The sequence below is a fragment of the Thermanaerothrix sp. genome, assembly GCF_056331585.1.
Genome location: NZ_JBWGPQ010000002.1, coordinates 48,680 through 62,393 on the forward strand (window position 1 = coordinate 48,680; position 13,714 = coordinate 62,393).

At 53.2% G+C, this 13,714-nt stretch carries 7 protein-coding genes and 1 pseudogene; 3 read left to right on the forward strand and 5 right to left on the reverse strand.

The annotated features are described in order from the left end of the window. Nucleotides 1-83: 83 nt before the first annotated feature. From AC01YT_RS01225 to AC01YT_RS01235, 3 genes and pseudogenes are all read left to right on the forward strand, one after another. Nucleotides 84-1,484 (forward strand): annotated as a pseudogene (locus AC01YT_RS01225) (serine hydroxymethyltransferase); the annotation flags it as partial. A gap of 255 nt (nt 1,485-1,739) precedes the next feature. Continuing rightward, nucleotides 1,740-3,212 carry a glycine cleavage system aminomethyltransferase GcvT gene (gcvT, locus tag AC01YT_RS01230; protein WP_476672497.1) on the forward strand — a complete coding sequence of 491 codons (1,473 nt, stop codon included), beginning with the start codon at nt 1,740-1,742 and terminating at the stop codon, nt 3,210-3,212. A 227-nt stretch (nt 3,213-3,439) separates the two neighbouring features. Continuing rightward, nucleotides 3,440-4,666, forward strand: coding sequence for an aminotransferase-like domain-containing protein (locus AC01YT_RS01235; protein WP_476672340.1), 1,227 nt, complete (start codon nt 3,440-3,442; stop codon nt 4,664-4,666). Nucleotides 4,667-4,744: 78 nt separating this feature from the next. On the opposite strand, the gene AC01YT_RS01240 is transcribed toward AC01YT_RS01235, so the two are convergent. The 5 genes from AC01YT_RS01240 to AC01YT_RS01260 all read right to left on the reverse strand — a co-directional run bounded on the left by AC01YT_RS01240 (nt 4,745) and on the right by AC01YT_RS01260 (nt 13,550). Beyond that, on the reverse strand, nt 4,745-6,511 hold the full coding sequence (locus tag AC01YT_RS01240) for a uridine kinase family protein (RefSeq protein WP_476672341.1): 1,767 nt from the start codon (nt 6,509-6,511) through the stop codon (nt 4,745-4,747). A 130-nt stretch (nt 6,512-6,641) separates the two neighbouring features. After that, complete coding sequence (locus AC01YT_RS01245) at nt 6,642-9,743, reverse strand: glucodextranase DOMON-like domain-containing protein (protein WP_476672343.1); 3,102 nt, start codon at nt 9,741-9,743, stop codon at nt 6,642-6,644. 4 nt (nt 9,744-9,747) lie between these two features. Next, on the reverse strand, nt 9,748-10,656 hold the full coding sequence (locus AC01YT_RS01250) for a sugar ABC transporter permease (RefSeq protein ID WP_476672344.1): 909 nt from the start codon (nt 10,654-10,656) through the stop codon (nt 9,748-9,750). Between the two features lie 15 nt (nt 10,657-10,671). Then, nucleotides 10,672-12,174, reverse strand: a complete 1,503-nt coding sequence (locus AC01YT_RS01255; RefSeq protein ID WP_476672346.1) for a carbohydrate ABC transporter permease — start codon at nt 12,172-12,174, stop codon at nt 10,672-10,674. Between the two features lie 68 nt (nt 12,175-12,242). Continuing rightward, nucleotides 12,243-13,550: a sugar ABC transporter substrate-binding protein gene (locus AC01YT_RS01260; RefSeq protein ID WP_476672348.1), complete on the reverse strand. Its 1,308-nt coding sequence runs from the start codon at nt 13,548-13,550 to the stop codon at nt 12,243-12,245. Nucleotides 13,551-13,714: the final 164 nt, after the last annotated feature.

The following is a 13,714-nucleotide window of genomic DNA, read 5'->3' on the forward strand; positions in this document are numbered from 1 at the left end:
CCCACCCTTTTGGCAGGGCTACAATTGGATTGGGCTATTACAACCCGGCATCCATCCCCAACTCTCGTCCTAAGGAGCCGACAATGAATGATTATCTGATTCGCGGTTCACTGGCAGACATTGATCCCGATCTGCATGAATTGATTCAAATCGAGGCTGAACGCCAGTACCGTAAACTAATCCTCATCCCCAGCGAAAGTACTGCCCCTCTTGCCGTTCGTGAAGCCTTGGGCTCCATCTTTCAGAACCTTTATGCCGAAGGTTACCCCGATGAAGAAACTCGCTGGATGAGTGAAGCGGAGATCCTGGACTATAATGCCCGCCTGACTTATTACCGGCGCTATTCCGATCCTCGTTACTACAAGGGGGTCGAATACGCCGATATTTTAGAAGCCTTGGCCCGTCGCCGCTTGGCCGAACTTTTTGCCACTAACGGCATCTCACCCGACCAGATTTATGCTAACGTGCAGCCACTTTCCGGTGCGCCAGCTAACAATGCCGTTTATACTGCGTTACTCAACCCCGGCGATACCATTTTGGCCATGAACCTGCTCCATGGTGGGCACTTGTCACATGGCTCACCTGTCAACCGCTCGGGAAAGTGGTTCAACGTTATTGCCTACGGGGTTAACCCCCAGACCGAACAGATTGATTATGACGAAGTTGAGGCTTTAGCCCTAGAGCATAAGCCCAAGATCATTATCGCCGGTTATTCCTCTTACCCCTGGGTGCCTGATTGGGCGCGCTTCCGCGCCATCGCTGACCGTGTGGGGGCCGTCCTCCTAGCCGATATCGCTCACATCGCCGGAATGGTGGCCGCGGGCGTATTACCTTCACCCGTGGGACATGCTCATGTGATTACCTTCACCACGCATAAGAGTCTAATGGGGCCACGTGGTGCTTGCATCCTGACTACAGATGCCAATTTAGCCAAGAAACTCGACCGCGCTGTCTTCCCCGGCGAGCAAGGCGGACCTCACTTACACGCTATCGCTGGCATGGCCGTGGCTTTCAAACTGGCACGTACAGAGACCTTTAAGCAATTGCAAGCACAAATTGTCAAGAATTGCGCCGCCCTGACCGATCGTTTAGCACAGCGTGGTCTGCGCATTGCCTATGGTGGTAGCAATACCCACTTGGGGAATGTGGATTGCAAGACCATCACTGGGCCCGATGGTACACCTCTCTCCGGTGATATGGCGGCACGCATCCTCGATATCGCCGGCATTGTCCTCAACCGCAACACCATTCCTGGTGATAAAGCCGCCCTTAATGCGTCGGGAATCCGCTACGGCACCCCGTGGGTGACTCAGCGCGGTTTAAAGGAAGCCGAAATGCATCAAATCGCCGACATCATTGCGGATGTCCTTCTCGCGATCACCCCATACAGCGTTGAGACCCGCAAAGGACTCGCTCAACGCGCTAAAGTCAATTTCGAAGTCCTAGAAAACGCTAAACTCCGCGCACGTACCCTGGCCGAACAAGCCGGAATTGATTACGAGCCCACACGGCATGGTTATCCTCACTTCTACTACCTGGATGATAAACCCAAAGCCCAAAAGGGATGGGTTAGCTACGACTTGCAGGGTGAGCGTTTGCGCACGTTTGCCAACTTCGTCTTTGCTAGCGATGTGGAACTGCTACAACCGGGTGAAAGCCAAGCCACACGTTTGCATACCCCCAAAGGCGATGTTGAAGGCGTGATCACCTGTGTAACACCCTGGTACTTCCGCCTTTCGGTGCCCGAGGATAAAGCCACATTAGCAGCCACCTGGTTGCGGGATCTTTCTGATGGGTATGTCGCCTTCGATCCCGATCCACTGTGCCGCCTACCGGGACCAATTATCGTTAGTGAGAGCGAGGCACAACCGGTCACTCAGGCCACCGGTGTCCCTGAGTCCCATCTTAAACCCTACTACATCGGGATTGGCTCGACCACCGGCCTTGAACCTCTCCCCGCTTTTACCTGGGAAGAGCGCGAACCCGAACAATTACGCCGCACGCCGCTCTTTGAGACCCACCGCCAAATGGGTGCCAAGATGATCCCCTTCGCCGGATGGGAGATGCCGGTCTGGTATACCTCGGTCACTGAAGAACACCTCGCCACACGTCAGGCAGCCGGGCTTTTCGATGTGGCGCACATGGGCGTTTATCAGGCTGAGGGACCCGATGCGGGGGTCTTCCTGGATAGCGTCTGTGGCAATGATATTAGTGCTTTGGCTGTCGGCGAATCTTGCTACACCCATTTTCTTGACCCTGACGCCAATGTTATTGATGACACCATCGTCTATCGGCGCGATCAGGATAAATACCTTATCGTCGTCAATGCCGCCAATGATGATAAGGACTGGGCTTGGCTCAATGCCGTGCGGGATGGGAAGGTGCGTATCGACTCTCAACGTCCCTGGGCGCGCGCCTTTGGCCGCCGGGTAATCCTACGCAATCTGCGTGATCCCAAAGAAGGGCCAGACATGCGCGTGGACATAGCACTACAAGGCCCAAAGTCCCGCGATATTTTGTTGGCTTTAGGTTGCGACGGAGAAACCCGCAAGCGCGTTCTCGCCCTCAAACGCACTGAACTGTGCAAAGCCACAATTGGCGGCTTTGATCTTGTGGTCTCGCGCACGGGCTACACTGGCGAAAAAATGGCCTTTGAACTCTTCGTCCATCCGGAGCGGGCGGTTGATCTGTGGAACGCCCTGCTCAAAGTTGGCGAACCCATGGGTTTGAAGCCATGTGGGTTGGGAGCGCGCGATTCGCTCCGCACCGAAGCCGGCTTGCCCCTTTATGGGCATGAACTAGCAGGGCCCTTCAACCTAGGCGTAGGTGAAGCTGGGTTTGGCTCGTTTGTCAAAACCTACAAACCTTGGTTCATCGGGCGCGAAGCATTCCTCGCTCGTGAAAAACAACGCCAGACCGTGGTGGTGCGTTTCCGCTTCACTGAGAAAGGCGTGCGCATGGCACATCTGGGCGATCCGGTCTTGGACCGCAAAGGACGAACGATTGGCTTTGTGACCAGTTGTGCCATTGACTCCGAAGGTTTCCTAACCGGGCAAGCCTGGGTGGATCTCAAATATGCTGAGGAAGGCACCCCGCTTTACATCTTCCAGGGCAAACCACAGAGCCTGGGTAAAAGCCCAGCTGAACTAAAGACCGGGGATCGTTTGTTGCTACCCACGCCGGCAGTGGTCCTTAGCCGCTTCCCTAGGTAGGTAAGAGCACCAGGTGTGCGGGCATAACTCCACCGCACACCTGGTGCTTTTCAGAAGGCAGTACAGATGCTGGCTTGTCTTGTCTCTTCCATTTCAAAACCATATCGTTTATGTGACCAGGAGGTTTTCCTATGCCGTTCGACCCGTTCATGGTCAAACCCGAAGAGTTCGCCTCCGCCGCTAACATTCCCGAATTTTCCTTGGAGAATTCAACCAGGAGAACGAGCATGCAAACACTTTGGGATCACCGCTATGCGCAGCGCACACAGCGGATGAAGGGCTCGGCCATTCGTGAATTACTCAAACTGACTGAGCAACCCGATGTCATTTCCTTTGCCGGGGGATTGCCTGCTCCTGAAGTATTTCCGATCGAAGAGTTCACAGCAGCGTGTTTGCGGGTCCTACGCGAAAACGGCGGTATGGCGCTCCAGTATGGCTCGACCGAGGGTTATCTTCCCCTACGAGAAATGATTGCCCGTCATACCTCGCGCTACGGCATTCGCGTCTCTGCCGATAACATCCTCATCACGGCTGGTTCACAGCAGGCACTTGACCTGATCGGAAAGGTATTTATCAATCGGGGTGACCGCATCCTGGTTGAATCCCCTACCTACTTGGGGGCTCTACAAGCCTGGAATGCATATGGCGCTGAGTACATCACCGTGCGCACAGATGACGAGGGGATGGTCACCGAAGAACTTGAAGATGCTCTGCGCGCTGGTCCTAAATTCATTTACGTCCTGCCCAATTTTCAGAATCCTATGGGCGTCACCATGTCCACCCAGCGCCGGCGTCAACTGGTGGAACTCGCCTCGCGTTACGGTGTGCCCATCATCGAGGATGATCCATATGGTCAATTGCGCTATGAGGGCGAGCACCTGCCCTCGGTCGTGGTCATGGATGCCAAGATCCACGCCCAAAACGACCGGAATGGATACTACAGCGGGAACGTGATCTACCTGAGCACGTTCTCCAAAATCCTCGCCCCAGGTTTGCGCCTGGGCTGGGTTATTGGCCCGACCGAGGTGATTCGCAAACTGGTGTTGGCTAAGCAGGGCGCAGATTTACACACTGCAACGTTCAATCAGGTTGTGGCTTATGAAGTTGGCCATGGCGGATTTTTAGATCGCCATGTGCTCAAGATCCGCGAAGTTTATCGCGAGCGCCGTGATGCCATGCTGGCAGCGCTCGAAAAATATATGCCTGAAGGCGTCCGCTGGACTCGGCCACAGGGCGGGCTCTTCCTCTGGGTGACCCTACCGGAAGGGATGAACACCACCGAACTCTTTACCGAGGCAGTCGAAAACAAGGTTGCATATGTACCCGGTGAACCTTTCCACCCTTGTGGCGGGGGCGAGAACACCATGCGCCTAAACTTCTCGTATTCCAAGCCTGAGGTTATTGAAGAGGGCATTCGCCGCCTGAGCCAGGTCATTAAAGCCCACTTGAAATAACCCTGATCCTTCCGCCCACAACACCTTACTCGCCATTTCAAGCGGGTAAGGTGTTGTATATCCTGCTTAAATTGGTGTTTATCGCATGGAAAAAAGGGGGGAAAGACCATTGGGTGAACCCTCGAGCCCATGCTCCCATAACTTAAAATCGCTGAGAATCGAACCACCAATAAATTCCCGCAAGATCGAGTTATCCGGAATAAGATCGCTCTCAATTGGGAGAAACCACTCCATAAAACTCAACAATCGTTTCGCCTCGATGTGCTCGAGACTCCCATAAGGTACTTGGCGTAAAAGCGGCTCGACCAACGGTTTCAGCGCCGAGAGTTCGTAAACCAGGGCTGAGTTGAACATTTCATCTGCATTTTCCTGATAGGGAAAGATGTAGCGCTTTTCCCCACGGCGCACAGACTCCCAACGAGCGATTGTCTCGGTTGCCGAATACCCGCGCTCACGGGCATCGCGCACAATGCGGCGGATCAAGCGCGTGTCGGTGGTGGAGATACGATTATACCGATCCAGATTAAGTTGGGTAAGGCACGAAACATAAATTCGGTATGCCCGTTCTTGGGGAAAATCGGGCAAGAGGCGTGGATTCAGCCCGTGAATGCCCTCTAAAATGATCAATTGATCGGGACGTAGTTGCACCACATCTCCGGGTTCAGGACGCCCCAACTTGAAATTAAACCGCGGCAATTGCACCACCTTTCCCGCGATCAATCCCTCCAAACACTCCTCAAGACGCACAATATCCAGCGCCTCGAGGGCTTCAAAATCGTAATTCCCGTTTTCATCACGCGGTGAGCGTTCTCGTTCGACAAAAAAGTTATCTAACTCCAGCGGGAACGGCGAAAGCCCGTAGGCCAACAATTGCACCGCCAGGCGTTTGGCAAAGGTGGTCTTTCCCGAAGAAGAAGGACCGGCGATCAAAATAATGCGCGCTTGTTCAGCCCGTTTGGCAATTTGTCGCGCAATCTCGGCAATACGCTGCTCGTGAAGTGCCTCGGAGACCAGAATCACCTCTCGAATGCGCCCGGCATGAATGGCATCATTAAGAGCACCCACGCTTTCTATACCCAGGCGGGCTAGCCAGTCCCCGTATTGGCGAAAGGCATGTAGAAGTTTGGGATAGGCTGGCATGGGGGAAAGGGTTGTTGGAGCATGGCGACGTGGAAATCGCAGAACGAATCCTTCCTCTTGTGGCGTAAGCGCAAACCAACGCAAGTAACCGGTCGAGGGCACCATATAGCCGTGGTGATAATCACGATGCTCTCCTAGACGATAGAGCACCAAGGTATCTTTCTGGCGGTACTTAAGCAACCGTAGTTTATCCGGATAACCCTTTTGCTCAAAGTAAGTCATGGCTTCAGATAAGGGAACCACTTGCCGCTCAAAAGGTAAATCCTGCTCCACCAAGTGGCGCATATGAGATTCAAGCGCCCGGACCTCATCTGCACTCAGGGGTGGTCTGCCGCTCACCCGGCAGTAGTAACCGCCAAAAGCCACCGAGTGGTCCACGGTTAATATCGCCTGTGGAAAGAGGTCCTCAAAAGCCGCCTCGAGCAAAAAAGTGATCGAACGGCGGTAAATGCGCGCGCCGTCCGCATCTGCCATGGTAACCGGTCGCACACGTGCATCCATGCTGATGGGATAAGTCAGTTCACGCAATTCGCCATTAACCACAGCCCCTACAATAGGAGGATTATCCCACTCCGGCAATGCTCTAAGGAACTCTCCCACAGGTGTGTGGCGTGGACCACTAAATACACGCCCATCCGGCAAGTGGATTTCAACTGTTTCGCGAGGTTGCAAAACCTGGCTGATGTGAAGTGTTTCTGTCATCATGTACCTCGGCTATCAGGTCAAGATAACGGGTAAATCAAGTATACACCCCTCTAAGCAAGAGAGACTGGCCTGCACCTAACACTCCTGCAAGTGCCGGGCAGGCCAGGTCCGAGTGGTAGTCAAATCAATCTCAAGGGGTACGCAAGAGTTCCAACTGGGCGAAATCATCCGGAGTAAGTTGATCCACTGGCTTAGTTGACGAAGGATAGGTGCCCAGCATGTCCTCTTGAGTTGGGGTACGATTAACTGGCCAGGCCAAGTCTATAATCCGCGTGTGATTGGTATCTGCCGGGCCACCCCCAAAACGCCACTGTGCTGCCTGGGGTTCAACATCCCGCACCCGCCAGACTCCCGTTGCCGGGAAGCCCTCCTGACCCAACACCACAGCCACATACCCCCAGGTGCGGGGATCGCCCTCACCAAACACCTGCCGCGGAACGCGCAATGTGACCGTCCGAGCAGCAGGATCAACCAGGATTTTGAAATCTACCCCAGTGACCTGTTTCGGGGTCAAGGACGCAGGATCAGGGGCAAGAATTTGTGGTGTCCACCCTTCAGCCCAGATGGCAATCTCCCATCCATTGCCGGACTTCAAAGCCGCATTTCGCCCCGGCAAGAGCAACCGCGCTCCAGTTCCCGCCCCCGGATCCTTATCCACATAAACATCCAGCGTCTGGATCGCCAAATTATTCGGCGACCCCCACGGATTAGGGATTGGGCCATAGAAAGTGAAGCGGAAAATGATATTGTTCTCGTCATAGGAAACGCGGAAAGCTTTTAGATCAAAGGCCTTCTCCTGGAAGACGCCATCGGTGGGGTAGGTGTAAGTTCCTGGACCGTGATCATCGCCTTCCGGATCTTCGAGATCCAAGATCACCGTGGAAAGGCCCAAATCGGGGAGCACAACCTGCGCCGGTCCACCCACGGGTAAGACCTGACCCTCTGGTTGAGCCACCACGACTAAGCGCAGGTCATCACCCGCTTCCACTGCGCCCAAAGCAGTCAAAGGAATGGCAACCTCAAGGACCCCGCCCTTGGCGGCTGCGGTTCCCCCTTGCTCAGCGGACTGCCACCCTTTAGCCGAGGCGGTATAGAAAGCCAAATCTCGGCCACCTTCCCAAACAAAGGCATGGGTTGCCGCAATGCCTAACAAGACTGGAGATTCACCCTCCACCGTCTGAGTAAAGGGATAGGGGTTGGCAACGCGAGGCACCGTGAGGTAAATACCCAAACGTGCAGGCAATTTTTCACCCGCCGCAGCAACGGCCTTCAGGTAAAGAGTTTTGCCATCCAGGGCGATTTCGAAACCGGTCAATGGTTTGCCCTCTTCTACCGTATACGCGGCTGCATTTGCCCACTCCTCGGCGCCAGCCACCCCATCAATGGTAGGGGTCGCCGTTCCGTTCATCGGACGGCTTGCGGCTACCGGCTTCGCCTGGATGATAGGTACACTAACAAATGCCGGAACAGGTTCACCCAGCGCTTCATAAACCCCACGTAATAGTGCCCGGAAGCCTTCGTCAAAATACTTATCTTGTCCGGAGTCCTGATCGCTCCCATACCACCAGAACCAATCCGAACCCTCCGCCAGGTACATATAATCCTGAGCCTTTGCAATGGCCTCTGGAGAAGTCTTGCGAGTGCGGGTCAGATCGTATTTGGCAAGCAGTTCACGTGTCTGTCGCAGGTATTCCCACGCCTGTGTTTCTTCCGGTTCACCAATCCAGGTATCGTAATTGGGGCTAAACCAGGCTCCGGGGAAAAGATTATCCAAGGTGCGCTGTTCGGGGAAGCGCTTGAGGTATTCGGTGGGAGTGATCGTCTTGATCGTAGTACTCTCGGAGAGCAGCTGATAAAACGCATTCAAGAACTCTTTGCCATCGTTCTTGTAATATTCCCAGGCGTTCTCGCCATCCAGGATAATGCTTACAATATGAGGACCCTGGGCACCTTCCTCCTTCAGGCGCTGGCGAATGTTCTCCAAGCGTTGCATCAAATCTTTTGCCGCGGCTTCACCCGGCATTCCGGAATAAGTGAAACCAATTTTGTCGGAGAGGGTCCAATCGCGGAAGAAAACAGCAACTTTATGGCCATCTTTATCCTGAACATAATAGGGCCGATAAAGAAGGTCGGCTTCTTGGACGGTTTCCTTTGCATCGCGGGTGAACGAGCCAATGCCCAGAGATTGGGCCAGGACCGGCTCGCCGGTTGCCATCCATTGATAACCGGCCTTTGCCACCAACGGCACGATCTCCTGCGCCACCGCCCCCTCACCCGGCCAAAGTCCCTTCGGAGCGACCCCAAAGTGGTCCTGGTATATCTGAATGCTACGTTGTAAATGCGCAATGGCATCGTTGGGGTAGGAAAAACGAGTCGGCAGTTCGGCTCCCGGGTTACCTACCGCTGCCAAATTGGTATCATACAACAAGGGCAGAATCGGGTGGGCGTAGGGGGTGGTGATGACTTCGATTTGCCCTTTCTCCTGGAGATCTTTATGGATCGGTACCACCTGCGCCATGATGCGGCGAATCTCGTTAAAGAGTACCCCTTTATCTGCCTCTGAGAAACCGTGATCTTTCGCAACCAGCGACTTCAGGGGTTCTTTGGCCAATTCATCAGGATCAATCCAGGCCAGATTGAACCAAATCTGTAGGTCGCGAAAATCCTGTTCGTTAAAAGTCTCCAGGGCGTTTGCAATTGCCTTGTCATCCGTACCGCCGCGTTTATCCAGTAAAGCCTTGTAACCGGGATAGCGACTGATGATGTTATCCCAATTGACATCGAAAAAACGGCGTAGGATAAACTCTTTCTCATCCGTTGTAAGATCGCTAGCCGGTTTTTCTGCCAGTACCCAATATTTATCCTTGGCCCCGTTTTGGACAAAGTCGTCCAACTGACGCAGCAACACCGGTGTCAGGTTAAAGGTAACATGGACATTTGGATACTGAGCAACGGTTGCTGCCATGTCGTAATAGTCTTTAGTGGCATGCACCCTTACCCAGGGACGGGTATAAACCTCATTCGCGTCTTTGTAATAGAGCGGCTGATGCTGATGCCAAATAAGGTTAAGATAAAGAACCTCTTCCTGAGGGGGTTGTGTCTCTGTGGCTACTGGGGTTGCCGTAGGCGCGGAAAGAGTTGGCGTCGGTGTTATTGCCGTGCACGCTGTAATGAGTAGAACAAGAATTAATAGTGCGTTTGTCAATGGCAGGAATCGCAGTAGTTGACGCATGGTTCTATCCCTTGACACTTCCTAGAGTTAGACCTGAAATCAGCCATTTTGAAGAATACAAGAACAGCGCCATCACCGGAATGGCAATTAATACCGAAGCCGCTGCAAATTTACCCCAGGCGACAGTAAACTGCTGGGCATAAGTAAAGATACCTAACGGCCAGGTGTACATTTCGTTCTTCTGCAATACCACCCGCGCTACCAGGTACTCACTCCAGCCACCCATAAAACTGAAGAGGAACGCTATTGCCAAGGCCGGACTGGAAAGTGGCAAAATTATTTGGGTAAAGGTGCGCAAGCGTGAGGCACCATCAATCAACGCCGCCTCTTCAAGGTCCACCGGGATGGTATCGTAATAACCCTTCAAAGTCCAAATGGTCAGCGGCACAGAACTAACGGAATAGGCAATGATCAAGCCCAGTGAGGTGTTGATCATTTGTAATTTGGCCAACATAATGAAGAGTGGCAAGAGCAACATCCCCGCCGGGATCATTTGGGTTGTAAACAGGAAAACCAACCCTGCATTGCGGCCCGGAAAGCGAAAGCGGGAAAACGCATAGGCGCTGGTGGCGGCTAAAACCACACTGGCAATCGAGGTTACCATGACAATCGAAAGGGAATTCCATAACCAGAGGAAGAAATCGGATTTGCGATTTTTCTCCGGGGCGCCAAACAGCACCTCTTTGTAATTATCTAGGGTCGCATTTTCGGGAATGATGCGCAGGCTCGTGGTCAGCAACGTATCATTTGGACGGAGAGAAATGGTGACCACCCGCAAGACGGGATAGACGGCAATAATACAAGCCACAATCAACCCTAGGTGAATAAGCAAGCGTTTGAAGGGGCTATCCCCACGGGCACGGAAGAAGAACCAGCGGTAAAAACGTCTTAATGCCAGGCTCACATTTTTCATGGCTCATCTCTCCTTTTAATCGGTTGCTGACTTTAACCCACCACTAACTCTGAGGAACACCAGGGTGAAGACAAACAAAATCAGGAAGATCACTAGGGCAAACATGGCAGTGAAACCATAGCGGTAGAATTGAAAAGCCGCCTTATACATGGATGAAACCAAAATATCGGTTTTCTCCTGTGGCCCCCCCTGCGTCACCAGATAGATGACATCAAATTTGTTGAACGTCCACACCACCCCTAAAATGATCGCCGGAGTGAGCACGGGGCGGAGCAAGGGGATGGTAATATTCCAAAAGGATTGCCAGGGGCTGGCACCATCAATTTCGGCGGCTTCGTAGTATTCATGTGAAATGCTCTGCAAGCCGCCGAGAATGATGACCATCATGAACGGAATACCCAACCAGATGTTGACAATGAGCACAGACACAAACGCCCAGAACGGATCCTGTTTCCAGGAAACCGGGCCGATGTTTTGTGCCAGCCAGTTAAAAGCATCACCGATCACCAACCACGAACCGGTTTGACTTGTAACATCGGCAAACCAACTTTGCAGGTTACGAAGGATAATATTGAAGAACCCATAGCGGGAGTCAAACTCATTGCGAAAAGCCATCGCCGCAATGGTGGTTGGAATCGCCCAGGGGAAGACCAGCAAGGTGCGGTATAGACCGCGCAACTTCATTGGGCGATTAAGCATCAAAGCCAGAATCATACCCCCGGTGACGTGGAATGTGACATTGATCACCGTCCAGAGCACAGTGCGACCTAAGACCTCAAAAAACTTTGCTTCTTTGGCGACATTGCCCGTAAACAAGGTGACCAGGTTTTGCCAGCCATAGATCAAGCCATAAGATGCGTTTTTGGTTGCTTGCGTGCCCAACGACGCGTTAGAGAAAGCCAGTTTGACCTCAAAGGCAAATGGGTAAAGGATAAGGAAGAAGATACCGATGAAAGCCGGAGTGACCAGAAGATACGCCAGGCCAAGTTTGGTCGGGCGGGGGCGAGTAAGGGCTTGCACTGCCCCCAGTAGAATCGCCACCCCACCTACGATAATCAGCATACTCCACAAGCCTGCCGACGATTTTGACGCAATTGAGGCATTAATGAGCGCCTTTTGTAGGTTGGCCGGCAGATTTATTGGAAACCGGATCAAATTGGCAAGCGTACTATCCCCTAGACGAATTAAATCGGTGAGATCAAAAAAGGCCACAACCGCCAGCAATAGGGTTAGCCCAAAAACGCTCTGCAAAACACGCACAATAATCGCGGTCACGATATCCCGTGGACCGCGGAAGAAAATCTGATAGACGAAGACTTCGATAGCAGCCAGACCCATCAAAAGAGCGATTAGAAAACCGCTCACCTCGGTCAATCGTGCCACAATAATCTTTTGCGTTAGAGTGATCCCAGCCGAATAGGGAGCGATTAGGCGGACCAAGCCCCAGATAACAGCCACCCCTGCAGCGAGCCAGAGAAAGGTGGGTAAAAAGCGGCGCAATCCGTTTTTTTCCTCCATGGCACCTGTCCCCTTCTAGTAAAAAAGGGGAGCATGAGAACTCATGCTCCCCTCAACTCAAGTGCTACTTACTGTAACGTGGCCACACACTCATCGGCTGATTTCTGAGCCGCGGCAGCGGCGTCCTCGGGTGTCGTGGTACCTGCCATCACACCTTCGAGCGCCGGACGCCAGGCATCCCACGCACAACGCATCTCCGGCGCTGCCGGCATACCACGACCATTCTGAAGCGCTGCCATAGAACCAGCCAGGATCGGATCGCTGGTGATCAACGGATCCTGCGCAACCTCTTTGTTTGAAGGCAGACGCTTGAATTCCTCGAGCCACCGCTTCTGAACCTCTTTCGAGGTCATGAAAGTGATGAATTTCACCACGGCATCCTTCTTAACCGGATCATCCAAAACGCCCTTGTAAACCATGAAGTACTTGCCGCTGGTCATCTCGGTGTAGGGCTTGCCGTTGATCGGCGGCACCGGGGCAACACCCAGTTTATCACCCAAGGCCTTGACATAGTCGCCCAACGACCAGTCACCATTGATGATCATGGCCGCCTTACCCTCTTTAAAGAGCGTATCGGCGCAGTTGTAATCGCATTCCTGTGGAACAACGCCCTGATCCTTAAGGCTCTTGACGAACTTCAGGTAGTTGATAAAGGCCTCATTGTTGAATTGGGGCTTGTCGTTCTCATCCAGAGGCCAGCCGCCAAAAGCGCCGTAGAAACCAGCGCCCCAGAAGGGTTCATTGAGGTTGTAAGCGAAGCCCTGAATGTCGCCCTTGGTCAGCTCCTTAGCTTTTTCAATCAGATCCTCAAACGTCGCAGGAGGTTCTGCGATGAGGTCCTTATTATAGAGCAACATCAGATGGTTGCCATAGTTATCTGGAACGCCCCACAGCGTTCCACCAACCACGGCGGGCTCAAGCGCGCCAGGGAAGAACTGATCCAGGAACGCCTGATCAAAGAGCTGATCCACCGGGGCTACAATATCCAGCTTGCTGAAGGGGCCGGCAAAGTCGTTCGGAACGCGCACGACTTCGGGAGCCGCATTGGCCAACGCCGCGGTCTGGAATTGGTCTCGGAGTGCCTCATTCTCATAATGGGTGCGTTCGACCTTAATGTTGGGATTGGCGGCCATGAACTCTGCCAACAACTGGTCAATGAACACGTCCACCTCGTCACCCTCTTGCTCCCAGAACGAGAGGGTGACTTCTTCCGCCGCCGGTGGTTGAGTCGGCTGTTCCTGAGCCGGCGGTTGCGTAGGTTGTTCTTGCGCCGGCGGTTGAGTGGGAGCAGCCGTCGGAGACGCCGGTTGGCATGCGGCCAGCACAAAGGCCACCACAAGCAGCAGGCTGATTAAGGGCAGTAACTTCGCTTTCATCTTTCCTCCTTATTGTTGCTTTTGGAAATTTGGATGCCTATCAAACGGATTCGGCAGGGTAAAAGGGGCACAAATTCACTTTAACTCGTAACTTAAGAACCTCATCACCTCCTTTCCACATTGTTCCTTACAGACATACGTCTCACAAAGAGGCAAGCCTATAT

Coding starts and splice junctions, on each gene's coding strand:
- AC01YT_RS01235 (WP_476672340.1), top strand. CDS start 3,440: ATGCAAACACTTTGGGATCACCGCTATGCGCAGCGCACACAGCGGATG.
- AC01YT_RS01240 (WP_476672341.1), bottom strand. CDS start 6,511: ATGATGACAGAAACACTTCACATCAGCCAGGTTTTGCAACCTCGCGAA.
- AC01YT_RS01245 (WP_476672343.1), bottom strand. CDS start 9,743: ATGCGTCAACTACTGCGATTCCTGCCATTGACAAACGCACTATTAATT.
- AC01YT_RS01250 (WP_476672344.1), bottom strand. CDS start 10,656: ATGAAAAATGTGAGCCTGGCATTAAGACGTTTTTACCGCTGGTTCTTC.
- AC01YT_RS01255 (WP_476672346.1), bottom strand. CDS start 12,174: ATGGAGGAAAAAAACGGATTGCGCCGCTTTTTACCCACCTTTCTCTGG.
- AC01YT_RS01260 (WP_476672348.1), bottom strand. CDS start 13,550: ATGAAAGCGAAGTTACTGCCCTTAATCAGCCTGCTGCTTGTGGTGGCC.